Source organism: Myxococcales bacterium (assembly GCA_016703425.1).
Lineage (GTDB): Bacteria > Myxococcota_A > Polyangia > Polyangiales > Polyangiaceae > JADJCA01.
Map to the genome: position 1 here is coordinate 279,266 of JADJCA010000015.1, position 25,277 is coordinate 304,542.

General features: G+C 66.4%; 22 protein-coding genes. 11 read left to right on the forward strand and 11 right to left on the reverse strand.

Annotated elements, in window-relative coordinates; translation table 11 throughout:
- Positions 1-4: 4 nt before the first annotated feature.
- Both IPG50_28160 and IPG50_28165 read right to left on the reverse strand, forming a co-directional pair.
- On the reverse strand, positions 5-4,633 hold the full coding sequence (locus IPG50_28160) for a hypothetical protein (GenBank protein MBK6696053.1): 4,629 nt from the start codon (positions 4,631-4,633) through the stop codon (positions 5-7).
- Positions 4,597-6,840 carry a VCBS repeat-containing protein gene (locus tag IPG50_28165; protein MBK6696054.1) on the reverse strand — a complete coding sequence of 748 codons (2,244 nt, stop codon included), beginning with the start codon at positions 6,838-6,840 and terminating at the stop codon, positions 4,597-4,599. The genes IPG50_28160 and IPG50_28165 overlap by 37 nt, the downstream gene beginning before the upstream one ends.
- Positions 6,841-7,799: 959 nt before the next feature.
- On the opposite strand from IPG50_28165, the gene IPG50_28170 reads away from it, so the two are divergent.
- The 3 genes from IPG50_28170 (at position 7,800) to IPG50_28180 (ending at position 11,719) form a co-directional block, all read left to right on the forward strand.
- The gene (locus tag IPG50_28170; protein MBK6696055.1) at positions 7,800-8,288 is read left to right on the forward strand and encodes a DUF4303 domain-containing protein; all 489 of its coding nucleotides are present in this window, start codon (positions 7,800-7,802) and stop codon (positions 8,286-8,288) included.
- A gap of 907 nt (positions 8,289-9,195) precedes the next feature.
- Entirely contained in the window at positions 9,196-11,508 is a 2,313-nt protein-coding gene (locus IPG50_28175) for a hypothetical protein (GenBank protein MBK6696056.1), read from the forward strand.
- The gene (locus IPG50_28180) at positions 11,480-11,719 is read left to right on the forward strand and encodes a hypothetical protein (protein ID MBK6696057.1); all 240 of its coding nucleotides are present in this window, start codon (positions 11,480-11,482) and stop codon (positions 11,717-11,719) included. The genes IPG50_28175 and IPG50_28180 overlap by 29 nt, the downstream gene beginning before the upstream one ends.
- A gap of 51 nt (positions 11,720-11,770) precedes the next feature.
- Here the strand turns inward: IPG50_28180 and IPG50_28185 are convergent, their stop codons facing one another.
- The 4 genes from IPG50_28185 to IPG50_28200 all read right to left on the reverse strand — a co-directional run bounded on the left by IPG50_28185 (position 11,771) and on the right by IPG50_28200 (position 13,942).
- Positions 11,771-12,232 (reverse strand): helix-turn-helix domain-containing protein, encoded by a 462-nt coding sequence (locus IPG50_28185; GenBank protein MBK6696058.1) that lies wholly within the window; start codon positions 12,230-12,232, stop codon positions 11,771-11,773.
- Positions 12,229-12,783 carry a hypothetical protein gene (locus IPG50_28190; GenBank protein ID MBK6696059.1) on the reverse strand — a complete coding sequence of 185 codons (555 nt, stop codon included), beginning with the start codon at positions 12,781-12,783 and terminating at the stop codon, positions 12,229-12,231. Before IPG50_28190 ends, IPG50_28185 begins: the two co-directional genes overlap by 4 nt.
- A 374-nt stretch (positions 12,784-13,157) precedes the next feature.
- On the reverse strand, positions 13,158-13,439 hold the full coding sequence (locus IPG50_28195) for a TfoX/Sxy family protein (protein MBK6696060.1): 282 nt from the start codon (positions 13,437-13,439) through the stop codon (positions 13,158-13,160).
- Entirely contained in the window at positions 13,436-13,942 is a 507-nt protein-coding gene (locus IPG50_28200; GenBank protein MBK6696061.1) for an SRPBCC family protein, read from the reverse strand. The genes IPG50_28195 and IPG50_28200 overlap by 4 nt, the downstream gene beginning before the upstream one ends.
- A gap of 188 nt (positions 13,943-14,130) precedes the next feature.
- On the opposite strand from IPG50_28200, the gene IPG50_28205 reads away from it, so the two are divergent.
- The 3 genes from IPG50_28205 (at position 14,131) to IPG50_28215 (ending at position 16,228) form a co-directional block, all read left to right on the forward strand.
- A complete protein-coding gene (locus IPG50_28205; protein MBK6696062.1) occupies positions 14,131-14,454 on the forward strand; it encodes a helix-turn-helix transcriptional regulator in 324 nt (107 codons plus the stop codon).
- Positions 14,455-14,747: 293 nt separating this feature from the next.
- Entirely contained in the window at positions 14,748-14,984 is a 237-nt protein-coding gene (locus IPG50_28210) for a hypothetical protein (protein ID MBK6696063.1), read from the forward strand.
- The gene (locus IPG50_28215) at positions 14,981-16,228 is read left to right on the forward strand and encodes a sigma-70 family RNA polymerase sigma factor (protein MBK6696064.1); all 1,248 of its coding nucleotides are present in this window, start codon (positions 14,981-14,983) and stop codon (positions 16,226-16,228) included. The genes IPG50_28210 and IPG50_28215 overlap by 4 nt, the downstream gene beginning before the upstream one ends.
- Positions 16,229-16,452: 224 nt before the next feature.
- On the opposite strand, the gene IPG50_28220 is transcribed toward IPG50_28215, so the two are convergent.
- The 3 genes from IPG50_28220 to IPG50_28230 all read right to left on the reverse strand — a co-directional run bounded on the left by IPG50_28220 (position 16,453) and on the right by IPG50_28230 (position 20,128).
- Positions 16,453-17,526, reverse strand: coding sequence for an alpha/beta hydrolase (locus IPG50_28220; protein ID MBK6696065.1), 1,074 nt, complete (start codon positions 17,524-17,526; stop codon positions 16,453-16,455).
- A complete protein-coding gene (locus tag IPG50_28225) occupies positions 17,516-18,109 on the reverse strand; it encodes a TetR/AcrR family transcriptional regulator (protein MBK6696066.1) in 594 nt (197 codons plus the stop codon). The genes IPG50_28220 and IPG50_28225 overlap by 11 nt, the downstream gene beginning before the upstream one ends.
- Positions 18,110-19,018: 909 nt before the next feature.
- A complete protein-coding gene (locus tag IPG50_28230; protein ID MBK6696067.1) occupies positions 19,019-20,128 on the reverse strand; it encodes an ankyrin repeat domain-containing protein in 1,110 nt (369 codons plus the stop codon).
- A gap of 69 nt (positions 20,129-20,197) precedes the next feature.
- Here IPG50_28230 and IPG50_28235 point away from each other — a divergent pair, with 69 nt between their 5' ends.
- The 3 genes from IPG50_28235 to IPG50_28245 all read left to right on the forward strand — a co-directional run bounded on the left by IPG50_28235 (position 20,198) and on the right by IPG50_28245 (position 21,742).
- Positions 20,198-20,308, forward strand: coding sequence for a hypothetical protein (locus IPG50_28235; protein MBK6696068.1), 111 nt, complete (start codon positions 20,198-20,200; stop codon positions 20,306-20,308).
- Positions 20,309-21,119: 811 nt separating this feature from the next.
- Positions 21,120-21,344 (forward strand): AbrB/MazE/SpoVT family DNA-binding domain-containing protein, encoded by a 225-nt coding sequence (locus tag IPG50_28240; protein MBK6696069.1) that lies wholly within the window; start codon positions 21,120-21,122, stop codon positions 21,342-21,344.
- 44 nt (positions 21,345-21,388) lie between these two features.
- A complete protein-coding gene (locus IPG50_28245; GenBank protein ID MBK6696070.1) occupies positions 21,389-21,742 on the forward strand; it encodes a type II toxin-antitoxin system death-on-curing family toxin in 354 nt (117 codons plus the stop codon).
- 42 nt (positions 21,743-21,784) lie between these two features.
- Here the strand turns inward: IPG50_28245 and IPG50_28250 are convergent, their stop codons facing one another.
- Positions 21,785-22,741, reverse strand: coding sequence for an RNA ligase (locus IPG50_28250; GenBank protein ID MBK6696071.1), 957 nt, complete (start codon positions 22,739-22,741; stop codon positions 21,785-21,787).
- 453 nt (positions 22,742-23,194) lie between these two features.
- Here IPG50_28250 and IPG50_28255 point away from each other — a divergent pair, with 453 nt between their 5' ends.
- Positions 23,195-23,392, forward strand: coding sequence for a hypothetical protein (locus tag IPG50_28255; GenBank protein MBK6696072.1), 198 nt, complete (start codon positions 23,195-23,197; stop codon positions 23,390-23,392).
- Position 23,393: 1 nt separating this feature from the next.
- Here IPG50_28255 and IPG50_28260 read toward each other — a convergent pair whose 3' ends face one another.
- The gene (locus tag IPG50_28260; protein ID MBK6696073.1) at positions 23,394-23,624 is read right to left on the reverse strand and encodes a hypothetical protein; all 231 of its coding nucleotides are present in this window, start codon (positions 23,622-23,624) and stop codon (positions 23,394-23,396) included.
- Positions 23,625-23,689: 65 nt separating this feature from the next.
- On the opposite strand from IPG50_28260, the gene IPG50_28265 reads away from it, so the two are divergent.
- Positions 23,690-25,129 (forward strand): DUF5066 family protein, encoded by a 1,440-nt coding sequence (locus IPG50_28265; GenBank protein ID MBK6696074.1) that lies wholly within the window; start codon positions 23,690-23,692, stop codon positions 25,127-25,129.
- The last annotated feature ends 148 nt before the right edge of the window (positions 25,130-25,277 follow it).

Genomic DNA, 25,277 nt, shown 5'->3' on the forward strand with positions numbered 1-25,277 from the left:
ACGCTCACTCTCGACCGGGAGCGATGCCGATGATGGCCCCCGCGGCGCCTGCGCGCATCAAGCTGTTCGCGGAGATGGGTCGGCCCGTGCTGAGGTCGTAGACGCTGCGGGCGCTGGTGGAGATGCGCATGTCGACGCGCTGAGCCTGTTCGGAAAGCCCAGCCCGCGCACCGCTCATCCGCTGCGTTCCGGTGATGTGGATTTCCGTAAATCCTTGGCCACGGGCCATCCCTTGGATGTCCCGCAGCACCCGCATCCCCTCTCGCGTCGCGAGGGGGTGCGTCTCCTCACCAGCGCGATACACCATGAGGTTGTGGAGAACGAGCGTGGTGCCATCCGCGCGAACGGACATGACCGCGACGTTGATCGTCCCCGCGGGCGTCTGCCACTGGCGGAAGAACGGTTCGCCATCCTGGAACATGCGGGTCATCTCATGGTTGAACAGCTGCGCGAACGCGCCCGACATCGCGCCGTTCTCGAAGCTTCCGCCAGAGACCTTGCTCGCGGCTCCCGAGATCGCCGCCGACAGCGCGACCCGCTCGAAGACGCTATCGCCCACATCGATGAGACGCTCGGTACCGCCGTGCACGAAGCCGGAGATGAACCCGTGCACGAAGCTTCCGCCGGAGAGGGCGTCGCGTGCGCCGGAGACGAGCCCGTGGGTGACCGACTTGAACGCGGTTCGCACGAAGCTGTCCTCGATGCCAGTACCAGCGACGCCGATGCCGGCGGTGATCGCGCCAGTCAGTGCACCTATCAACGCTCCTTTCACGCCGCCGGTGATACCGCCCATGATGGCGCCGCTCGCCGCAGCCACTACGACGGGCTGCCATATCGTGCCGGCGATGGCGGGCAACAGATACGGAGCCACCCACGCCACCACGGCAGTCACGACGACCGCGACGACGATCTTCACGATGGTGCGAATGGCCTTCCACATCTTCTTGAAGAAGTGCCCGCTCGGATCGATGACGCTGATCGGATTGTTGCCTCCGTAGACGTAGCGGTTGATGCCGTTCACGTCGCTCGTCGACTGCACGATGAGGTCGGCCGACAAGAATCGCCCGAGCATGGGGTCGTAGACGCGAGCGCCCATGAAGACGAGGTCGAGATCGTCGAGCATCTGGTGCCCGGTGAAGCCCTTGTCGATGACCTTTCCCGCGAGGAGGTTGCCCGGGTCGTCGGTTCCGATCGTGAAGCGGCGCTTTCCGTGCGCGTCGTAAGAGAGACGCTGCCGAACGACCTGCGAGCTGCTCAGGACGACACTGGTCGAGCCGAGGTGATCGTGGAGGAGTGTCGTGGTGCTGCTCGTCTCGGTGGTCGCTCCCGCGGCAACGGTGCCGGTGTGGACAGCGCGGACGAGGCCGCCGACCTTGATGAACGTCCGCCGTTCGCGCGAGCCGTTGGCGTTGACGAGGAGCTCGAAGTCGTCGCCGAAGAACCGCAGACCTGCGTTCGACCGCTGGACCGCGAGACCGTTCGTGTCGTCGTAGACGAACTCGACGTAGCGCGTGCCCTGATCGATGCGCGAGGGCTTGTCGAACCCGTTCCAAGTGAACGTCCGTCCGCCACCCGACGTCACGTTGCCGTTGGCGTCGTACGCATACGTCGCGACGGTGGTCGCGCCCTTCTTGACGCTCGTCACGAGGTGACCTCGCGTGGCGTCGTACGAGTAGTCGCCGAAGTCGCTCTTGGAGATGATGTTGCCCGCGTCGTCGTAGGCGAGCGTCTTGACCGAGGGGCCGCTGACGCGTGTGAGCCGGTCGAGCGCGTCGTATTGGAAGCTCTCCGAGAGACCGGTGACGTTGTCCTTGCGCGACGTGAGGTTTCCCAGCGCGTCGAACACGAACTCCATGTCTTGCGGCGTCTCGCCCGAGCAGCCGGCGGGAAGGCGCTCGTTGCGCCCGCTGTCGGCGTTGGCGAAGCAGCCGCTCGCGTCGCGCTTGGTCGACATATTCCACGTCGCCATGTCGGGCGTGCACACCGCCGGCACGCAGGCGAGCCCGTCGGCGCGCGGGGTCTTGATGCTCCGGAGCTGACCGCTCGTTGGATCGAACGTGCGGTACGTCGTGAGGCCGTTGTCGAGGCGCTCTTGAAGGATGTTGCCCGACGCGTCGGCGGCGTCGGCGCGCCAGAAGAGACGCCCGGTCGCGGTCGACAGGCGCGCCTCAACGACCCGTCCCTGCGCGTCGTACACCGGGAAGAGCTTGATGCCCTCGGTCGAAAGCGTGCCTGGGTAGACGAACAGCGAGACGCGCGGGCCGCTATACGTCCGCGCCCAACGGAGCGAGGTCCCCTCGGCCGTCTTGGTCTCGCTGGTGACCCGACCGAGGCTGTCGTAGCCAAGCACGCGGCTCGTCGAGGCGGCCATCGCGCCGGCCTTGAGCTCGCTGACCGATGCGCTGGCGAGGGCGCCTTTGATGGTCTTGGCGCCCGAAACGGCCGTGTCGAACGTGAACGAGCTCTCGCGCACCAGCGTGCCCGCCGCGTTGTACTCCTTGCGGTTCGTGACGCGATCGAGCGCGTCGAGCACGAAGTCGATGCGCTGGCCTTTGGCGTCGACCTCGCGCGTGACACGACCGAAGCCGTCGACCATGAACGTGCGGGTGCCCGCGTTCGGCTCCGTGATCGAGGTGCGGCGGCCGCGGCGGTCGTACGCGATCGTCGTGCGTATGCCCGTCGGATCGGTGGAGGAGACGAGCTGGCCGTGCGCGTCGTACGCATGGGTGAGCGTGAGCGTCCGGCCGCCGGTGACCTCGGCGACGGTGCGCGACTTGCCGTCGACGGTCTCGGTCTTGGTCTTCACGCGGCCGAGCGGATCGGTCTCGGCGACGGTTCGCCCTTGGTGCGCGAACAGCACCACCTTGCCGTCGGGGGACGTCGCGGAGAGCTCGCGACCGAGCGCGTCGTACGTGAACACGTGATCGTATCGGGTCTCGCCCGTGAAGTACGGCCGGGACTCACGCAGTTTTAGGCCACTCGCGCCGTACGCCGTGTCTACGTGCACGAGGCGCCCGCCGAACCCGTCGGTGGTCTTGCGGAGCGTGCGACCGAGGGCGTCGGTCACGGCGCGCGTCGTGCCGCTGTGGCTCGTGACCGTACGCGTGACGAGCGCCGCGCCGGCCGCATCACCTGCGCCCGGACCTTCGATGTAGATCGCGCTGACATGGCCGTCGGCCGTGGACTCGCCGATCTTGCGACCGAGCGGATCGTAGACGAACGTCCGGACCGCGCCGTTCGGATCGGTCAGGCGCGTCGGCGTTCCGAAGCGCGCATCGTTCACGTAGGTCGTGAGATGGCCGAGCGCGTTGGTCTCCTCGACGACAAAGCGACCGTTCGCATCGAACTTCCGCGACTGGGTGCGCGAGAGCGCGCCCGCGGTCTCGGTGGATGACACGCGATTACCGAACAGATCGTAGCCGTGCGTGGTGACCTGACGAAGCGACGCGTCGTCGGGCTCGATGGTCTCCGACGCTAGCAATCCGTTGCCCACCTGATAGGTGAACGCCGAGGTACGTGTTTCGGTCGGAGCGCCGGTTCGCGACTTGGTCACGGTCGCGCGCGTGAGGCGACCCAAGATCCAGCTCGCGGTGTCGTGCACGTAGGTGTTGGTCGTGGTCGAGGCCACGACCTCGCTCGTGTCACCCGAGGCGCGGCGCGTCTCGACGGAGACCGTGCCGGGGAACCCGAATGCGTAACCACCGTAAGACGTGCGCACGTATCGCGCGGGGCTCCCATCGAGTTCGCTGACCCACTCTTGGGTCTGTGTGCGCGTGAGGACGAACGGCGCAGCGCCGGTCCATGCGGTCTGGTGCTCGGTCGCGCGGACGAGCACGCCACCGACGTAGAGGCCCTCCCACGCTTCGGTCCCCGTGACGGGAAAGCCTCCATGGAACGTCTTGACCGTCACGTGCCCGGTCGAGTGATCGGTGGAGGTGACCTTGTGGAAGCCCAAGAAGCCCCGCCCGTTCGGGTCGATGTTGCCGCCCTCGTAGTTGTACGAGACGGCGCGAAGCCCACCGACGCCGTTGCTCGATCGCACCTGCTTGACGACCTCGATGTCACGGCCGACGGGGCTGAGCGCGTACTCGGTCGCGCGTGAGTAGAGCGGATCGCCATCGGTGATGACCGCGTAGTCGAGCTGGTGCTCTTGGCCGATGCCGTCGTTGATCTTGACGACGACGTCACTGGCGCGGCCCTGGGCGACGTTGACCCAGAAGCTTCCGCTGGCGTCGACCTCGATGACGTCGAGGAGGCCGTCGCCGTTCACGTCGGCCGGAATGGGCGTCGCGGGCGCGTAGCAGTGCACCGCGCGCACCATGCCCACGTACGCGACGTATTGGTTCCCATGGCAGTCGCTCCCTGCCGGGACGGCAAAATCACAGCGCGCGTCGTGGAGCTGGCTGTTGTGCACCGGCGACCATCCACCGTTCGCGCGGTACTGCGAGCTTTGGAGCCACGCTCCTGCCGACGGGCTCATCGTGCAGCCGCCAGCGTTGCACCATTGCGTGTCGCAGATGGTGCCGTTGCCGCAGCAATAGCTGCCCCCGCCCTCTCCGCCGGAGTCACACCACGCGTTGCACTCCTCGCGGCAGTTCACCTGCGAGGGCGTGTAGTCCATCGAGGGTTCCATGGCTCGCTGCCACCCCACCCGTTGCTCCTCCAGATCTGCGGCGTGTTGCTGCACTCGGAGTAGCAGGACTGTCCGCCCCCCTCGCCGCCCGTGTCGTAACAGTGGTTACTGTGGCTTGGGGCCATGCCGTCGACGTTGCCCCAGCGGTGACCGCACTCGAAGCCCGCGTTCGCGGGGGGATAGCCGAGCTCCTGACACGTGCTCGCCTCCCAGTAGAGATCGCCACCGCCGTTCAGCAAGGCGCCGGTCGGCGTGAGCCAAGTCGAATCGAGTCGAAACTGCTTGTTTGGCGCGGCGTGCGCCCCGTACCACACGCTCCACGAGGGCATGTGGTCGAAGCCGGTGCTTTGCGGCAGCGCGAAGCCCGCGCGAATGACCCCTTCCGAGTAGCCGAGCACGTCTGCTTTGCCGTCGCCGTTGAGGTCGACCAACACGTCTTGCGCGCCGAAGATGCCGTACGAGTTGGCGTAGACGAGCTTGTCACCCGCCGACCAGTACACTTGGTACTGGCCACCCGCGTCGCGCACGACGACGTCGGTCGTCCCATCGCCGTTCACGTCCGTGAACTGGCGTGTGCCCGCAAGCAACGTGCCCCACCAGACCTCCGGATCGAACCCGCCACCGTTCGCGCGGCGCACGAACACTTGATGGTCGCGGATCTCCATCATGTCGGAGCGGCCGTCCGCGTCGAAGTCACCAAACGACACATCACCGCTGATCGGCATCGAGGCGAGATAACCGAAGCCTCCGCCCGTCGAGTACCAGACGTGCACCCAGCCAGGCTGGCGGTCGACGAGGTCGGCCTTGCCGTCACCGTTGATGTCCGTCGCGTGAACGCTGCCAAACAGATCGGCGCGTTGACCCCAGGTTTGACGGGGCCCGAAGCCGCTGCCGTTCGAGAGCCAAACGAAGGCTTGCCCGTCGGTCCACATGGTCAAGAGGTCGCTCTTGCCGTCGCCGTTGAAGTCCGCGACGACCGGCATGCGCTGGGGCGGCATGTCCCAGACCTTCTCTTGCCAGCCCGTGAAGCTCGTCCCGTTCGAGTAGTTGACCCACCCGCGCCAGTCGCCGTTCCACCAGGTGAACAGATCCGTCTTGCCGTCGCCGTTGAAGTCACCGGGCACGAGGCCACCTTGGCCGCCACCGCCGAAATATCGCCGGTCGTAGGAGAACGACGGCGCCGACCAGGTGAAGCGCGTCGGCGCGTAACACACGTCGCCGGCGCCGCACTCCGTCACGGTGACGAGTCGGCTCCGTCCGCCGGCTGCGCCCGCGTCGTAGGCGAACTTGTATTTGCGGGCGACGCTCGTGCCGTCGCGCGAGGCGATCTGGGTCACGCGTCGATGCGGCCGGAAGAAGTTCCCGGACTGGAACACCGTCTTCACGTCCGGCCGCGTGTCGTAGTTGAACTCGATGCTCTGGCCGGTGCGCACGCCGTTCGCGCCGAACGAGTGGATCCACGACGGCGTCGCGGTGCTCGAGCCGTTGTGCTCGTTGTAGACGACGTCGTAGCCGTTGCCGACGCGGTCGCTTACGCGATTGACGAGCCAGCGGTGCACCTGGGCCGCTTGCCATTTCTCGACCCGCGAGTCCTCGGTCGCGCCGTATTGGAGGTACCGACCGTCGCGCGTCCACACGTCGAAGGCGACGGGACCCCCGTTTGCGGCGCCGCGCGAGACGATCCGCGAGAACGACTCCACCTCCGTGCGGTACTCGGTGCCGTCGCCGCCGTAGGCGCCGCTGATCGCGACGAGGCGTTGTCCGTCCAGACAGAAGCGGTCGTTGTAATCCCACCGCAACGAGTCGGGTGCACCATCCTGCGCGGTCGTCTTGTTGCAGCGCGTGATGCCTGAAAGTCCCGAGAGCGAGAAGCCCACGCCGAACACGCCATCGGCGCCGTCGTGCATGTACTCGAGCGAGAGCGTCGGTGTCATGCCGCCCGGCCCCTGCGTGATGGCGAGCGGAACCGAGTAGCGCGCTTGTCCGAGACGCGTCACGTTCAGCGAGCCCTGCATCGTGCCTGCGACCTGCGTGTTCGCAAGGGGTTGGCTGTCGCTGGCCGTCAGGCCTTGCGATGTGACGCCGAGGTCGACGACTTCACCGGCGCCGCCTCCCTCCCCTTCGTCCGAAGAGCCTCCACATGCGATCCCAGCGATCGCGACACCCAAACCGACCAACCACGACCGAACCGACAGCGCTTGGGGCATGGCTGCGCCCGAGCAAGGCCGATTCCATCAGACCCTGGTGGTTGCTGGCCGTGTGCCTACGAAATTCCCGCACCGAGAGCGTGGGTACGTGAAAACGCAGCGTGGATGCTCGAGTCGATCGTGGATGCAAGCACCGTCCCCTTGCGGCAATCAGCCCGTCGCAACGGGCTGGTTGCCCTGGTACCGCCGGCGAGCGACGCGCGTGCCCGCGCAAGCAGCCGAGACTCCTCCTCGTTCAGCGGCTCCCCGATCGGAGCGCTCAGGGCGGTTACAAACCAGCCGAGTGATCGACCGTCGGGACGTGACCATCCTGCCTCGGCAAGTGACGGATTGCCGCTCGTCACGTCGTCGGCAAGAACACGCTCCCGTTCATCTCGCGAGCACGATCCCGTACGACGAGAACAACGCGACGATCTCCTCGAGGCCACGCGCCTCCTCCCACCGGAAGGTGACACGAGGGGTCGCCACGAGCTCCCACCCCTCCGCCACGAGGGCGTCGAGCACGACCTTCGAGCGCATCACGGTGTCGGCGCGGAGCCACTGGAAACGCAACGCGGACGTCCACGACGCGCGCGTGTGCGCGGCGGGCACCGTTTGGATCGAGACGATGAGCCCGGCGTCTTCGACGTAGAACTTCGACATACCGTCGGCCCCGAAGAGTCGGATCGAGCCAGGGAGAGCAAGCGCGTCGTGCTCAGGTCCATTCGCGGCGACATCGCTGACCAAGAGAGTAGGCCCGGCGGGCACGAAGTAGGGCACCTGGAGGTCGTGCATCCACTCCTGAAGTAGCCCGAATACGTCCGCCGCCACGATGGACGTCTCGTCGAGGTCGAAGGTCCGCGGGATAAGACGGATCGAGGACTCTCCTCCGCGCGCGAGATCCTTTGCCGACCACCCCCAATAATGTCCATCATCGCGCATGGCGAAGACGAGCATGTCGGCGAGCTCGCCCTTGACGAATTCCCCACCGAGGAGGCTGCCATACGTCTGGAGGTAGTTCGGCAGAAGTAGCCAACACGAGCTGCCGACGGTCCCTCGTCCCAGCCTGCCCAGCGCTTCGCGATAGCTCGCCGGCAGGCGCACACCGAGCTTGGCCTCCGCCTCACGGAACACGGCCTCGGACGGGACGTCCTTCGGATCGCCCAGCATCAACATGTCCGCGAGTCGCATCATCGGCGCGCCAGGATAGCGCGGAGCGGCATACGCGCCCGTCGGTCAACACCGCCCAGCACCTCGCCGCGATGCAGCGCCAGCATCCTGACGAGGCCATGCACTACAAGTTCGCCACGCCCGAGTGGAAGTACGAGGCTACCGGCGCGGACGCGGCGTTCCGTGCGATCTGCTTGAAGGTCCGCACGCAGGCGCTCGCCTTCGAAGGCGTGTCGAAGGCCAATGCGAAGACGCTAGGTCCTGAACGACGACGCGCCCACCTCGCAGGCGCACGGTGAAGCGTGTCGTACTTCGCAACGCGAGGGCCGGGTTGAAGAGGGCATGAGCCTCGTGAAGCGAGCCGTCGGACGTTCCTCGAGGAAGCTCCGGCGGGCGAGCGGAGGAAGGTGCTGCCGCGCTCTTGGTCCGCGTCAGTACGTCGTGCAGGACGGAGTGGTTCCGGCGCCGCGGCCGTACGACGGCTGGGCGTAGATGTACGCGTCGATACGGCAGGTGCAGCCGTCGTTCTTGTAGCCCGCGGGGCACTTTGTTGCAGTCCGAGTCCACGCCACACTTGTTGTACCAGGGGCAGGAGCTCGTATCGGCCGAGATGATCTTCGAGTTGCGCTGACAGAACCAGCCGGTGTCGGTGAAGCCTGACTCGCAGTTCCTCCAACAGACCGGGCCCTCGCCACGGTAGCCCGCCGCGCACCTCGGGTAGCAGAGGCCGGCCTGGTACTCCTCGCCCGCGGGACACGCGCAGTTGTTGCCCGTGGCCTGCGGCGCGATCGTATCGGTCTCGACCGTCGGCATATTGCCTTCCGAGTCTGAACCTTCGACCGTCGACGCGCTCGGATCGTCGGAGCCGTCCGCGGCGGCGCAGCCAACCGCGAGGGCGAGGAGGCCGGCGACGGGAACGGCGAAGCGGAGAAGCGAGAGGACCGAGCGGCTTTGGGATGACATGAGACGGGCTCCTTGGTGGTGGATGCGGACGTCTCGATGGTTTGCATCATCCGAGCCAGGCATTGCAGACGCGCGTGCCCACGAATTCCGCGCAGTTGGCCGCGTGCGTATGGGCGTCCGTATCGGATGCACCCGCTGATACACCCGATACACGGGCGGTACAGTCCGCGTGGAGCGGACCGCCCAAGGTGGGAGCTGGCGTTTCGGAGCCCGCCACGTTCGAGTCATCGATACGCTGCGCTCATGCGCGCATCGTCCGCTTCGCTCCTGCCGCTCTCGCTTCTTGTCGCGCTCTCTTTCGCTGGCCATGCGCGTGCAGCGTCGATCGTCGTGACGAACACGAATGACGCTGGCCCGGGCTCGCTCCGCCAAGCGGTTCTCGATGCCGCGACGGGCGACACCATCACGTTTTCTGCGACCCTCGCCGGGCAGACCATCACGCTGACGACAGCCGATACGGCTACGCAGTTCGTGAACCAGACGGACGGCGTCGCGGCGCCGTTTGGTCCGACAGGCATCGTCGTCGACGGCAAGACGCTCGTGATGGACGGCAAAGGCGCGCCGGGCCTCGTCATCAGCGGCGGCAACACACAACGACTCTTTGCGGTCACCGGGCAAGGAGGCTCCGGGATCAATCGTCCGGCCACCGCAGGCGATCTCACGGTGCGGAATCTCACACTCGCCGCCGGACTCGCGAAGGGAGGCGATGGCGCCCTCGGCGGACGCGACGGCGGCGGAGGCGGCGGTGGTGGCGGCGGCGCGGGCGCGGGCGGCGTTCTCTTCGTGGACGTGGGCGCGACCGCCACGTTCGATCGCCTGTTCGTTCGCGACAGCGTAGCCCAAGGAGGCTACGGCGGCGGCGGGCCGAACGGAGGTGGCGGGGGCGGCGGCGGAGGCGGCGGCGGCATGGGTGGCGCAGGCAGCATCGCGGGCGTTACGAGCGGAACGGGTGGTGGCCCCAATGGCGGCGGCGGCGATGGTGCTTTTGGTGGAGGCGGCCAAGGTGGAGCGGGCGTCGCGGGCGTCGGCCCCGCGGCTGGCGGTGGCAACGGCGGCTTCGGCGGAGGTGGCGGCGGCGGCGGCAACCAGGGCAGCGTGGGCAAGTCTGGAGGCTCGGGCGGAATTGGCGGGGGTGGCGGGGGCGGCGCCGGAGGCTCGACGTGGGGTTCGGGCGCTGCGAGTTCCCTCGGCGGCGGAAACGGCGGTAGCGGCAGCGCGACAAGCATCGGCTACGGCGGCGGCGGCGCGGGAATGGGCGGTTGCGTCTTCGCACTGGGAACCTTCAACGCGGTCGGGAGCACGTTCGCACGGTGCGCGGCGCAGGGAGGCGGCAGCCCGGGCACCGGCGGCGACGGCTTCGGGGGAGCCGTCGCGGTCCTCGGAGCGCTTGTCTCTGCCAACAGCACGTTTTCGGCGTGCTACGCGAAGGGCGGGCCGGGACACGGTGGCTTCGACGCTCTGGCCGATGGGGTGAGCTCAGGGGGCGCCGTCGCCTCGTACCTCGGCTCCCCTGGAAACGGAGTCGTTTCCGTCGTCTTCAGCACGTTCTCCGAGTGTCGAGCGGGTCACGGAAGCGCTATTTTTGCCAGCGGCTCGCAGGCGAGCGTCAACGACTCGATCGCGTACATCGAACCGTCCGACCCCAATGGCGACGTCGCCTCCTACAGCAATCTTTCCGGCGCGAACAACATCATCGGCTCTCTCGCAAACGGCGGAGCGTTCACCCCACCAAAGTTTTTTGTCTCGGCCGATCCGATGCTCGCACCGCTCGCCGACAATGGCGGACCGACGCCCACGTGTGCCATCCCATCGAACAGCCCCGCGCACGGTGCGGGCGACAGCGCGACGGCTTACGCGGCACTGCCGACCGGTGTTGGAGGTCTGGACCAGCGCGGCGTCACGCGTGTCCCGACTTCCGTCGATATCGGCGCGTTTCAAATTCCCGCGCTGCTCCTCGTGTCGCCGAACCCGGCGAGCGTCGCACCGCTCGGAACGAAGGCCTTCACGGCGGCAGGGGGAGTCCCGGGCTACACGTTCGTGCTCAAGACCAACGGATCGAGCGGAAGCGTCAACGCATCGACGGGGGCCTACCAAGCGGGCGCCACAGGGAATGTCGTGGACGTCGTGCAAGTGACAGACGGGGTCGGCGCGACGGCGACGGCAACGGTCAACGTCGGAGCGGACGATGGCGGTATCCCCGAAGGCGGCGCAGACAGTGGTGCCGTCGATGGGGCGGTCGACGCCGATCTAGCCGATGGTGATGTGGATGCCGGTACGATCGCCGTCGATGACGCAACCGCACCCGCTGGTGACGTGGATGCGGGCTCTGTCGACGACGCGGGCGCGCCTCCTCCTTCGACCGGTCCTGGCCTCGTCAACAAGGCCGCGGAGGGCGCTGGTGAAAAGCGAGCTGCATGCAGTGTGCACACGGTTGGGGCGCGAGGCGGAGATGGCTCCGGTGGTCTTCTCTTCTCCGCGTTGCTGCTTCTAGGCGGCCGCCTACTTCCACGGCCGCGCCGCCAACGGCATGACCGAGGGCTTCAGCGGCAAGGCTAAGCTGGTCAACCGCCGAGCCGCCGGCTACCGGAGCAACCACGTGGTCTGGGCACGCGATTTCGTCCAAGCCTACGACGTCCGGTTCCAGGAGATCGCGACGAAAATTCGGCGGCGCCTTCAAAGGCGTCGGCGTCCGGGTCGCGCGGACGGCACCGCACGCGCCCAACATGAACGCCGCCGAACGGTTCGTCGGCTCGATCCAGCCGCATGACACAGCGATCGCATTGGTAGGCACCACGGCGACGCCGCGCGAACGGCCGAGCTACCGACCGTCGTTGGCGGTCGCCGTCGACTTCTCGAGAACCGGCCCCTCGAACGCGCTCTTCAGACTCACGCCCATCGCGTCGAGGATCCGACTCGCCCGGTCGACGGTGACGCCGTGGTACTCGTTGCGCTCGTCGCGTGACACCTGCGATTCGTTCACGTCGAGGCGCTCGGCGAGCTGCCTCTGGGTGAGGCCAAGGGCGATGCGAAGCGCGACCAGCGTGCGCCCGAGCCCGTGAAGGTTCTCGAGCTCGCCGAGATCGCCGCGCTTCAGGCGCTCGTAGGCCTCTACCTCCTCCTCGAGCTGAAGATGAAAGGAACGGAGCGGGTCCATCGCCCGCTTGATCTCGGTCTTCGTCAGCCCCGTCTTGGCCAGCGCCACCCGGTGGTCGGATAGACGCTTTCGCTCGTCCGCCAGGCGCTGCACCGCCTCCTTGTATTCAGCCTCGTTGCGGATCATGGCGCTCCTCCAATCTTGATGATGCCCCTCGGCTTGCCGTCCGTACGAGAGAGGCGAAATGCCGAGGGAAACTCGAGCTCGTTGCCGAACGAATCCCGGATGCCCGAGAACTGTCCGTAGTGCGGGTAGAGCTCGACGCGATACTGGTGCCACATCGGCAGCTGCTTCTTCGGGTACCCGCGAAATGCGCGCCGCTCGGCGGGATCCCACGTCCAGACCTTGTGGGGGTCGAGCAGGTTGAGCTGGCGCTGCAGCTCGCCGCTCGCAAATGTTTTCAGGTCGCAGACGAAGTAGCCATCGATGTCGTTCGGATGATCTTTGTCCTCGACGAACGAACCGTCGGCGAAGATGTCGCGAACGCCGACCTGCCAGAGCTGCCGCACGAGCGTCGCGAGACTCTCGACCAGATATGCTCGCCACCGCGCGTCCCACGTGCCGGACCCCACGCCGTTTCCGGAGACCAGCGCCGACGCGCGAAGCTCGTCGAGCGTGAGCTCGTAGTCCCCCGCGGGAAGCAGGCCGTCGTCATCGAATACGGGGAGTGGGAGCACCCTACAAACGTAGCTAGCATAACAAATATGTCAAGCTTGACACGTGTCAAACACGACCGCAGATCTTCGTGCCCTTCTTCCTCGACACTACAACGAGGCGCGTCCTCTTCAGGCATTGCTCACGCAGCGGCCGGACATTGGCGAGGCGTCCCGACATGCCGTACGCCTTTGGATCGAATCGGAGGGCCACCGACGACTCTCGCTGCGATCGATCCTCGACCTGCCGAAGAAAACGTATCGGGCGCGCGTGGTTCCGATCGAGATCCCGTCCTTCGCGCTCGAGAAGGCAAACGTATTCTTCGTCGGCGGCGACCGCGTCCTCGTCGATCACGCGACGCGCGGTCGCTTCTGGTTCCCGGTCCATGATTGCGGGCTTACGAAGGGCGACGCGGTGGAGATCGGCGACTCCTTCGACACCGCGAAACACGCTCGTCGCAGTATCGAGTGGCCCGCCCGAGAGGATTCGCACGAGGCTGGCGGGAGCCAGCCTCGTGATCGACCAGTCCTCGAACCATGAAGTCGGTCGCCGTGAGGCCGCAACACATGTGCCCTTTGACCATGAAGCACAGCCCGCTGAACATCTTCTTCTCCGCGACGTCCCCGCGATCGGCGAGCGCAACGCGAACCCTGTCCGCGAATGGCTCGTTGTAGCTCATCGCGACGGCGAGCTTCTATTCGCGCCGGCGGACGACGAGGCTCGCGCACCGCCTGCCTGCGCCTGCTCCTCCACGTGGCGCTTCAGCCCGACGAAGAAGCCTTTGATGCCCGAGTCCCACTTCTTGCGGACCATGAGCGCGTCCATCACCTTGCCCAAAGGTCCGAACTTGAGCTCGTACTCCATTCGCTGACGGACAACGGTCTCGTCGCCCGCCTTCTCGAGGGTGTACGTATGCCGGAGCGACTTGACCGGGAGCGCGCACTCGTAGAGCTCGAAGCCGATTGTCTCTGCGGGCTGCCATGACGTAACGCGCTCGCGAAACCAGCCGCCCGGCGCCAGATCGCACTGCCTTGCGGCGCCAACGCCAGCAGGCGCTCCGTCGAGGATTTTCGCCAGGGTGACGCCTGGATCGTACTCGTGCAGGGCATCGAGCTTGCCCAGGACCGACCAGACGTCCTCTGGCGAGGCGTTGATTCGAATCGAGTTCTCCAGGACCGTCATGGCACACCCCTTCGTGACTTGTGTTTTGCAAGCTTGGGTGTAACAGTGTGCCTTGCGTTTTGCAAGTTTCACCAGAAGGACCGTTCGCCGTGCCCAAGCGCCGACCGCAGCCGAGTTCACACTGCCCCATCCACTTCGCCCTCGATATCTTCGGGGACGCCTGGAGCTTGCTCGTCGTGCGCGACCTCATGTTCAAGGGCAAGAGCAGCTACAGGGAGTTGCTTGCGTCTGATGAACACATCTCGACGAACATCCTGGCGGAACGTCTAGAGCGACTCGAAGCGCACGGGATCATCACCAAGGACGTCATCCACACCGCGGCGGCACGCACGCGCTACACGCTCACTCCGAAGGGCGTGGATCTCATGCCCATGCTCCTCGAGATGATCGCCTGGAGCGCCCGCTACGATGCGAAGACCGCTGCGCCGCGAGGCTTCGCGCGACGCGTCCGCACGGATCGCGACGCGCTCGTCCGCGAGCTCAGGGCTCAACTCCACGAGAGAGAGACGTGACCGCGCTGCGCGTGCCTATCGTCAGATGCGTGGACGGCCGAAGCATCGCGCTAGGCGCGGGCTTCCGGAGCGCCCGGCGCGGCGGCCCTCCAGAAAAATGCACGAGGCAGTGTCCAAGACGCGTCCGCTCGGGCGTCATAGTGTGTCGATCGCGTTGACCGACCCAACCGCAGAAGGAGCAAAATCATGCCCAAGTACCTGTGTATGCAACGAAATCTACGGACTGCGAATGGCCCAAAGGGTGAGAAGCCTTCGCCCGCCCAGATGCAGGAGATGTACGCCCAGTTCGGCGCCTGGCAGGCGAAGTTCAAGAAGAACCTCGTCGACATGGGGGGAAGCTCGGAGAGGGACGACTCGTCACCTCTCAGCCGGCGGCGGACGGACCGTTCGTCGAGGTCAAGGAGTTGGTCGGCGGCTACATGATCGTCTCGGCAGAGAACCTCGACGAAGCGATCGAGGTCGCTCGTGGGTGTCCGGGACTGGTGGGCCCCAGCTCAGGCGTGGAGGTCATCGAGATCCACACGCCTTGAGCGCGCCGCGCCTCGCTCCGCACTTCTTCCGGCACGAGTACGGCCGGCTTGTCGCGACGCTCTCGCGCCGCCTGGGAGTGCACCACCTCGAGGCGGTTGAGGATGCCGTTCAGTCCGCGCTGATGAGCGCGCTCGAGACGTGGACCGTGGCGGGCGTGCCCGACAATCCGTCCGGCTGGCTCTTTCGAGTCGCGCACAACGGTCTCGTCGGGGAGCTCCGCCAGCGAACCCGTCGCCGCCGCATCGTACGCGAGAACGGGTCCGAGCCCATGGGGGCTTCGGAGGACGCTCCGGAGCCCTTCCTGGCCGGTGAGATGCAAGACGACCTGCTCAGGATGCTGTTCGTCTGCTGCGACGACGGGCTCCCGCCCGAGTCGCAACTGGTCTTGGCTCTCAAGACGCTTTGCGGTTTCGACGTTCGGGAGATCGCGCTCCGGCTGTTCAGCACCGAGGCCAATGTCTACAAGCGCCTCGAGCGGGCCCGCAATCGGCTGCGAGAAGTTCCGCCCTCTATCGACGAGCTGACGTCGGAGCAGTACGCCTCGCGCCTGCCTGCGGTGCACAAGATCCTCTACCTCTTGTTCACGGAGGGCTACCTCTCGTCGCACGCCGAGACCGCCATCCGCCAGGAGTTGTCCGACGAAGCGATACGACTGGCTTCCATCTTGGCGGAACATCCAGTCGGGGAGGCTCCCGAGACCTCTGCGCTCCTCGCCCTGATGCATCTGCACGCGGCTCGGATCACGGCGCGCCAGGACGCCTCGGGCGGGCTCATTCTGCTCGAGGAGCAGGACCGAGCGCTGTGGGACCAGGAGAGGATCCAGCTCGGGCTCTCCTGGCTCGCGGATTCTGCCCGCGGCGAGGTCTTCTCGCGCTACCACGCGGAGGCAGGGATCGCGGCCGAGCACAGCCTCGCCCCGTCGTTCGCGGAGACGCGCTGGGAGAAGGTCGTCGAGTGCTACGAGCTGCTCGAGCAGGTCGCCCCCTCCGCGCTGCACAAACTCAACCGCGCGGTGGCGGTCGCGCAGTGGCAAGGCCCCGCGGCGGGGCTCGCATTGCTCGAGGGCTTTGAACCGCCGAGCTGGCTCGCCGGGTCCTATCAGTGGGCAGCGGTGCTCGCGGACCTGCATCGGCGCTGCGGACACGACCATGCCGCCCGACGCTATCGAGATGTCGCGGTGAACTCCGCCCCGACCCATGCCGTGCGGGAGCTCTTGGAGAGACGGCTCCAGATCGGCACGTAGTCGAACGGCCAAGGCGAGCGCCCGTGCCGAGCCCTCGCGACCGGCAAACCGAGCGCTCACGTGCACCCCACACGGATCACCTGCTCTTTGTAGAGAGCACCCCGAGAGCCATCACCCGCGAATTCCAGCGCGACGTGCGCGCTCACGACCTCCGAGGCCGCCGGTCACCAAGGTTCACTCCGCCTTAGGCTCTGTGGCCGTCACTGGACTCCGTCCACGTCGCTCTAGGGTTGGGACGCGCTCGTGTGCTCGCGGATGAAGGTGCCCGCGTCGGCGATCGCCTTCGTACCCTCGGGCGTAACGCCGCGGAGGAGATGCCAGACGTGCACCATGTCCGGCGTCTCCGAATAGGTCACCGGAGCGCCTTGCTCCTTCGCGCGAGCAGCGAAGGCTCGAATCTGACCGACGAGCGTTTCGAGCGCGCCGGCCTGGACGAGCACCGGCGTCGGCCCTGCGAAGTCGGCGAAGAGCGGGGACACGTCGGGGCTCGATGCGTCCTTGCCGGAGAGGTAGTTGCGCGCAGCGAGGAGGCAGTGCTCTCTGCCGACGAAGTCGTAGCGTTCGTTCGTTGCGAAGCTTTCGCCGGAGCATCCCAGATCGACCCAGGGGCTGATCGCGACGGCCGCTCCGGGCAGCTCGATGCCCTCGGCACGGAGTGCGAGGAGCGTGCTCAGGACGAGACCGCCGCCCGCCGAATCGCCGGCGAGTGCGATGCGCTTCGGCGCGAGGCCGCGTGCAAGCAGATAGCGATACGCCTTCACCGCATCGGCAACCGCGGCCGGATACGGGTGCTCGGGCGCGAGCCCGTACTCGAGGGCGAGCGTCTTCGCGCGCGACGCGCGCGCGAGCGCGCCGATCATCTCGCCGTGCGTGCGCAGGGACCCGAAGACGAAGCCGCCGCCATGGAAGTAGAGGAGGACCGATTCGCCGGCATCGGGTGGCTCGAGCCATGCCCCGTAGAGCGGCCGACCTTCGCCCGCATCGATCTTCACGAAGCGAGGCGGAAGGCCGTCGGTCTTGAGCGGGCTCATCGCTTCACCGACGTTTCGCCACCGCACCATGCCGATCTTCGGCATGACCGCCCAAGAGCCACGCGTCGCGGACACGACGAGTTCGAACGCGAACGGCCAGTTCGGATGCCGCCGTCGTCCGACGAGACGACGGAACAGCGCGCCGAGCATTGCACCGAGCGCGGCGCCGACGACGCGCATCGAATCCCACGCCCTCGCCTTCGGGCGCGGCAGCGCAACGGCCGTGTCCACGGACTCTTCGCCCAGGTCCTTCACGTCATCCGGCATCGGTCACTCCGCGTACGTGTTGCTCGACCATCGAACGAAAGAGGGGCAACGGCGCGGCGACCTGCCCTTGGACCCACCCAATCAGCGCCATGTAATAGAAGGAGAAGACCGCCGCCCCGAAGACGGTCACGTCGGCGTCCTTCGCGATCTCTCCTCGATCGCGCGCCGTTTCCGCAACCTCGACAATGCGCACGTGGACACGCATGGCTTGGCCGGCGAAGCGTTCCTTCCACGGAGAGGCCGCGAAGAGCGAGCTCTCGAGAAGCGTCCGCGAGAGCTCCGGACGGCGCGCGTAGTACGCGTACGCCGGCTCGAAGATGTCCGCGAGGCGCGTGACGAGCGATCCGCGTCTGCCGCGGGTGAGGCACAGCGCGATCGCGCGCTCGAGGTCGTCGTAGAGCGCGGCGTGCAGCAGGCTTCGCTTGTCCTCGAAATGCAACGCGACGGTTCCGACGGCAACCGTCGCTTCCTCGGCGATCGCCCGAAAGCTCGCCGCCTCGAAGCCATGGCGCTCGAAATGCGCACGCGCAACGTCGAGGATGCGCTTCTTCGTCTCCTCCTTCTGCTCCTTGCGACTGACCATTCTATGAACGCGTTCAGTGACTAGGTTCACAAGGCGCGCGTGTCAACCGCCGTCGCGGGGGCCGATGCCATTGCCCTGCGGCGCCGAAAGGTCTGCCCCGGAGAGCGCCCGATTCGGTCCCATAACCCGTCTTCCCGGAAAGCAGCGCTCCGGAGGCTCAACCGCTGGAACTCGCAGGGGTTCCGATCGCGGCGACGCTCGGAGAGAATACATGCATCTTCCAAGGGCACGCCCGAGAGGATTCGCACGAGGCTGGCGCGACCGCGCCCTACCGGGCGCCATCGTCGTTCACAAGGTCGCGGCCTACGACTCGTGGAAGAACGTCTTCGACGGCGACGCAAGCGCACGCACCCGGCTACGCGGTCAACCGCAGCGTCGACGACCCGAACGTCGTCGCCTATCTCCAGTCGACGACGCTCGACCAGGTCCGCCAGTTTGCCGCATCGCCCCTGGACGAGGACGCCAGCCCAGCCGAGATTCGTCGCCGCTTCCGTGAGACGTAGGCCATGGCGCGCGCGATGGTCGCACCCCCGCGCGCCCAACCCCGCGAGGACGTGGAGGAGATGGCTGCGGAGCACCGCACGTGGATGAAGCCGGAGAGGAGGCCGGTAGGCTCGCTCTTCCGGCAGCGGCGGGCCCGTCGTGCCGGTGCAGCGTGGCCGCCTGTGCGAAGCGATGACGAAGGCGTTCAATTTTGCTTCGGCGCAGTCAGGCCCAACCTTGCCCGTGGTGTCCTGCGCGCCCCGCATAGCCTGCTCATAAGTGATGCTGAGGACATGACGCGCACCCCGAACGGTAGCGGTTACGAACCGCTCTTTGTCTTGATGGGAGCCGCTCTCGTCTCTTTATGGGAACCGCTCTCGTCTTAGGTGGTCCTCGGAGAGCGGGTGGAGAACCGAGGGGGCGCTCTCAACGGCGCGCGGCTGCGCGCTTGCGCGGCGTCTTGGGTGCCGCGACGCGTGGCGGCGGGAGGAATCCGTCGAGGACCTCGCGCGCGTCGTCGGCGAGTCGTTTGCGGACGCCCTTCGCATCGCACTGGCTAGCCAGCTCCCGGCCGAGCAGCTTGGCCGCGAACGCGAGGTGCGAGCGCGCATGGTCGAGGTGCTTGGGCAGGCCGTCGCCGCCTTCGAGGTAGGCGACCGCGAGCTCCCAATGCGCGTGGGCCTGCTCGAACCCGTCGTCGTCGAATTCGTCGCACGCATCGAGGACGTCGCTGGCGAGCTTGGAGGCCTTGGCGTGCCCGAAGTCGCGCGCTGCGCAAAGCCACTTGTAGGCCGCGAGGCTGCCATCGTCGTCCTCGTCAACGAGCGCGTAGAGCGCATCGAGGTTGCCGAGCCGTGCATCGCGTGCCGGTTTGCGGCTCGGCTGCGGGGCCTTGGCCTCGGTGGGGCCCGCACTCGACTGCGCGAGCAGCTTCGCGACCTCCCTGTGCTTGCCCCCCAGCATTCGCACCGCGGTACGTCCGTTGGGGAGACGGCGCTTGGGGTCAGCGCCGGCGGCGAGCAACAGCTCCACGTTCTTCGCGCTAACGCGACGGGAGCCGCACGCCCGCATCAGCGGCGTCCAGCCATCCGGCCTTGTTGCGTTGGGATCGAAGCCGTGGTCGATGAGGAGGCGGAGGATGTCCGGATCGCCGTCGGATGCGAGGTGGAGGGCGGTGTCATGGTGCGCGTCGCGGAGATCCGGCGTCGCGCCCTGCGCGAGGATGAAGACAACGAGTTCGCGGGCGAACTTGCGCCGCGAGACGCGCTCACCACCCGGCGTCTTGCGCCAGGTCGCGTCGGCGACCTCGTCGCTGGTGGCGTAGCGAACGACCGCGTGCAGCGCCGTCCCCTGGAGGTGGTGCGGGGTCGTGCTGCGCGCGTCGACATGCGGGAGGCGGAGCACTGCATTCCGCGCCGCGTCGGGCTTGCGCGGCGTACCTCCGTAAGCAAGATCGAGCTGTCGGAACGCGAGCGCAATCACGTCGTCCGTACCTGCCATCTCGCGAATGGTGTCCGATCCAGCAGACGCCGTCACCCGGGATCCTAACGAGGGAGGCGATGCGCCGCGTCGACGGAACGCCTCTCGAAAGAGCGCGATGGCGCGATCGCTGTTCCTACCGGGACGCGCAACCTCATTGCGGGCTCGATGGGAACCGCCAGCTACGTGGTCGAAGAGGTTGGTAACCAAGACGCCTTGTATCGTGCTCCCGGGTGAGGGACGGTCATGAACCGGAAGGCGGACGTTCAGCCATTCGTCCCGAAGCACTGAGACCTGCCATTGGTCACGTCGTCTTCCCCGAACATTGCATTTCTACAACAAGGCCCGTCCGCATCAGGCATTGCTGCACGAGCAGCCCATCCCGAGAGCACCGGAGGTCGACGGCTCGATCCGAGCCGTGCCGATCCTCGGAGGCCTACACCATGACTACCGCCGCGCGCCATGACGCGCGGATCGCATTAGTAGCCAGCACGGCCCCACGCATGAACCCCATGCAGTAACGGTTACGAACTCGTGGCCGATCGAGAGAACACGGCCACGAGCGATCTCCACGACGTGCCTGCTTGCTCCGTAGCCGTGGGTCTCTCCTCCGGAGCCGCGGGTCACTTCGTCTCCCCGAGTCTGCCCCGGAGAGCGCCCTCGCAACCGGTAAACCGAGCACTCGCATGCACCCCACACGGACCGCGTGCTCTTTGTAGAGAGCGCCCCGAGAGCCAACCCTCGCGAATTCCAGCGCGTCGTGCACATTCACGACCTCCGGACCCGTGGGTCGTCAAAGTTCGTAAACGCTATCGAGTGGCACAAATTCGGCCTGCCATGCTGAGCGGGCACGTCGTCACAAAATCACGTTGTTTCGAAAGGTCTCGTCTCCGTAGCCGTGGGTCACCCCTCAGCGAAAGCCTCGAGAGAACCAAGCGCTCGTCGCATCCGCGAACGCTTGGGGTCGCCCCCCGGAGATCGCCGAACTGGCGCACGAGGCCGTACCGCGTTACACCATTGTTAGTACTAACGTGTAACGAGGCGCCCCATGATCAAGAAGCTCTCCGCCGTCGGCAACAGTCTCGGCCTCATCATCGAGCGCCCCATTCTCGAGCTGCTCGACATCGACAAGGACACCGAGCTTGAGGTCAGGACCGACGGCGAGGCGCTCATCATCCGGCCGGCGAAGCTGACGAAGAAGGCGCGCATCCGGGCCTCCACCAAGAAGATGATGGGCATTCACGCCGAGACCCTGCGGAAGCTCGCGAAGTGAGCTCGGGCGATCCGCTGCTCCTCGACGTCGACGACGTGCTCGAGATGCACGCTGCGCAGCTCGAAATAAACGGCGGTTCGGCGGGCCTTCGCGATCGCGGGCTCCTGGAGTCCGCAGTCGCGCAGCCGCAGACGTCGTTCGGGGGCGAGCTCGTCCACGAGGGGCTGTTCGCGATGGCGGCGGCCTATCTGTTCCACATCGTGAGCAACCACCCGTTCGTCGACGGCAACAAGCGAACGGGGATGCTCGCCGCGGTCGTGTTCCTCGACGTGAACGGCATCGGCATCGATCATCCGTCCGACGACCTCTACGAGCTCACCATGAGCGTCGCCGAAGGCCGCATCGATAAGAGCGCCATCGCCGCCGAGCTCGAACGGATAGCGAAGTCGAGGACGTAGCGGCCCACGCACTGCCGTCATTGGGCGCTAGACGCTCTGGGACTATCGGCCGGGCAATAGCCCGCTCATCTCGGTCGCTAACCGCTCAATCTCGTCGCGCAGCTGCGCCTCCTGATCGGGCGTGAGCGCACGGAGCGCGGCCGGGAAGGCGGCCTCGAGATCGACGAGCACGTCGAGGACCATCTCGTCGAGAACCGCCGCGAGCGCCGTCCCGACCTTGGAACGCGCGGAGGCGACGCGAGCGTCGTTCACCAGGCGTGCGGCATGCGAAGCAAGCTCGCCAACACCGAGGACGACGTCGGCTTCGAAGGGCGTGGCCTCGTCGAAGCGGGCGTCGTCGAACTCGACGATCTTGCGTTTGATGACGAAGCGGTCGCTGGGCGCGGCACGGACGTCGGGCTTTAGTACGAGCCCCTCGGCCACGTTGCCTTCGATGGGGGGTAGCCCGAACCATGCGGGAACTCGCGTTGGCGCTCGAATGGGGAGGGCATCGACGACGCTGCGAGGTCCGCGTCCGACGAGCGGCACGACCAAGAGGCCGTGGGCGGCCGCGAGCCGTTCGACCTCCGAGTGGGCGAGGAACTCGGCCGCGTCGTCGGCCGCCGTCTCGACGACGACGTCGAAGAGGGCAAAGTGCAGGTTCGGCGAGTACCAGATGCCGGTCTGCACTGCCGATATCCCGGGACTCGGCGGCACGGCGGGGTGCGGGTAGGCGCCGCCGAAGAGCTCGCCGTAGAGACGAACGGCGCGAGGCGAGGCGAGCGCCGCGTGGACGCCTCGCGCGGCGGCGGCGAGCTCTGCGCGGAGGAGCTGCCAGCCGAAGAAGGGTTCGCCGTCTGCGAGCCAGGCCTTGCGTTTGCCGATGTGTGTCTCGCTGCCGTCGCACCCCACGACGACCTGGGCGCCGTGAACTTTTTCCGTCGCGACCCAGATGCCGGCGGGGCTCGACTGCGACGGGTCGGGGCGCGACGGGATCTTGGGGTAGGGGCGGTGTTCCATGGGCATCGGGGCGGACGCGGTGAGCTACCAGCGAGATGAGCCGTTCGACGTAGTCAGCCTACATGAAGCCAACGGGCCTCCGGAGGCCCAACCCCTTGACGCCGCAGCGATTCCGGCCTCGCGGGCTCTCCAGAGACTTACATGCATATTACAATATGCGCGCCCGAGAGGATTCGCACGAGGCTGGCGCGAGCCAGCCGAGTGATCGACCATTCCTCTCGGCAAGCCAAAGCCATGTTGGCTTTGGCACCCCATACGATAACGAATACGAACCGCTCTTTGTCTTGATGGGAACCGGCCCAGACAAAGAGCCAGAAACACCGGGGTTCTCCGGAGATGCGCGCCGCTCTCCATGGAGACGAGTTCGTGCTCGGTTTGTATGGGGTCCACTCGTGTGGTGCACCTTTTCTTCTCGCTTGATCTCGCCGGCCGAGTGGAGCGAACGGTCGTGGGATGCGAAACCGAGCAAACGCCTCCCCGATTCCGACCCCGCCCGAGCCGTCGCCAATCCCGCCGTACGTGCCGCCGAAGCGATCGAAGTACGACGACCTCGTCGACGTGCTCGCGGACGGGCTCTTCGAGATGGTCCTGAACGACGACGCGCCGGTTCCGATCCCCAGGAAGCGGCGCCGTGGAGTCCCACGCGCGTAAGTCAGGCGCCCGGACGCACCGGTACGCGCGGGGCGACGCGTGCGCGAACCTCGTCGCAGATCTTCGTGTTCACGCCGGGTGCGACCTTTAGCGTGACGGCCATCGCGTACGGGACGCGCTCGTCGAGCGAGCCCGCGTCAGCGAGACACGTCACGGGAAGCTCGAGCTGACCGTCGGCTTGGATGTTGACGGCCCCCGTCCGCGAATCAGGATGCTCGCTGGTAGTCGCCAAGACGCCGAATCGCTCCGCCGGAGACTCTGATCTCCGGTGATCGTTTCAAGGTGTATCTTTCACCTATGGTCAAACCCGCAGCCGTTGCGCGCGAGATCGAGCACCTTAGGGCGTGCCTCAAACGAGTCCGCTTGCAGGCCACGAGGTGGGACCGCGACCAATTGGACACGGTAGATCTCAAGCGCTCCGCTGAAACGAACGAGGTCTTGGCACAATGCCATATCACGCTCGGCCGCGAAGCATTCCTCATCGCTGAGCGTGCTTTTTGGAAGCGACCGCGCGTGGAAGACGGTCCGGATCTGTCCTGCCGATTCAACGATCTGGACTTTGAGCCGGTGTACAAGGCGATGGTAGCCCCCGCGAAGATCACACGACGCCGCATGAAGCCGGCGACGCGCATCGACTACTCGCTGGCCGTGCGCCATTTCGAGCGGGCGCATGTTCTCAGCGGTGACCCCGAGGCTTTGTTTTATTTGGGAATGATCGCGCTACGAAATGATGACCTCACCGAAGCTCGCGCTCGATTCGGCGAGGTGAGTGCCGCGCGGAGAACTCGCGAGCAGGGCCGGCATAAACTGCGCATCTCGGTCGCGGTGTTCGCGTCCCTCGTCGCGCTCCTTCAAGGCAGGCTCGCCGAAGCTGTGAGTGCAATGAAACGAGCGCACAGGGTCGATCCTCAAGACGTCACGGTCTTCAAGAACCAGGGCTACTTGTGCGAACGGCTAGGCGAACCCGACAAAGCAGCTTTTTGGTACAGAAAAGCGCTGGAGTGGGAACCGCAGGATGGCTACGCGTTGCGACGATTGAAGCCTCTGGAGGGTGCACCGGTCATCGAGCTCAAGAGGCCGAGCGATTTCCACGAGAAGTTTGGGGAGATCGCCCGTGCGCTACAGAAGACTCACGGCTCTAAGCGAGCTCCGAAGCCATTGCCTGAAGCCACCATCGATCAGCTCCGCCTCCCGAACCGCAGGGTGAACGGCAACAGCGTGAAGCTGCCGGAGAGCGCGAAAACCATCTTGCGATACGATCGCAACTTCGCGCTGTGGGAAGGCGACGCGCCCCTGCTCCGCGCAATGATCGGAGCGAAGCGCGCGGTACGTTCCGCGAACGTCGACCAACTGGTCCGCACGGACAAGTGGACACCGTTCGCGAAGGCATTCAAGAAATTGCCCGCGCGCGTCCCCGTCTGGAACGACGACCCGAACCTGCCCGCGTGCATTCCCCTCCACTCGAACCCCAAGGGCGAGCAGCTGATCTTCCTTTACGTGGGCGAGCCCGACGAGACCGGCGAGTATCCGATCGCGCGCTACCAAGCGGAGCCCGAGCTCTGGGTGGAAGAAGCGTCGCTGATCCACTTGGTCGTGAGCGAGGCCGTCAGCGCGGGCGTCCGCATCACATGCGCGTTTGACTTCGACAAGCTCCGCAATAGAGCGCGCAAGCGGAACGCGAAGTACGACGAGCGGCTTAGCGACCACCCGCTGGTGAAGGCCATCGAGGCGACCTAGATTCCTGCACTGCCGCGGCGAGGAGGACTGGCGCAAGCGGACCGCTGCCCGCCGTCGGCCCGGACGGCTGACCTGCGGCTACGGAGAAAACCTCCGGTAGCCTTCGGTCACTTCCACCGAAGCCGTGGGTCACTCGGTCTCGGAAAAG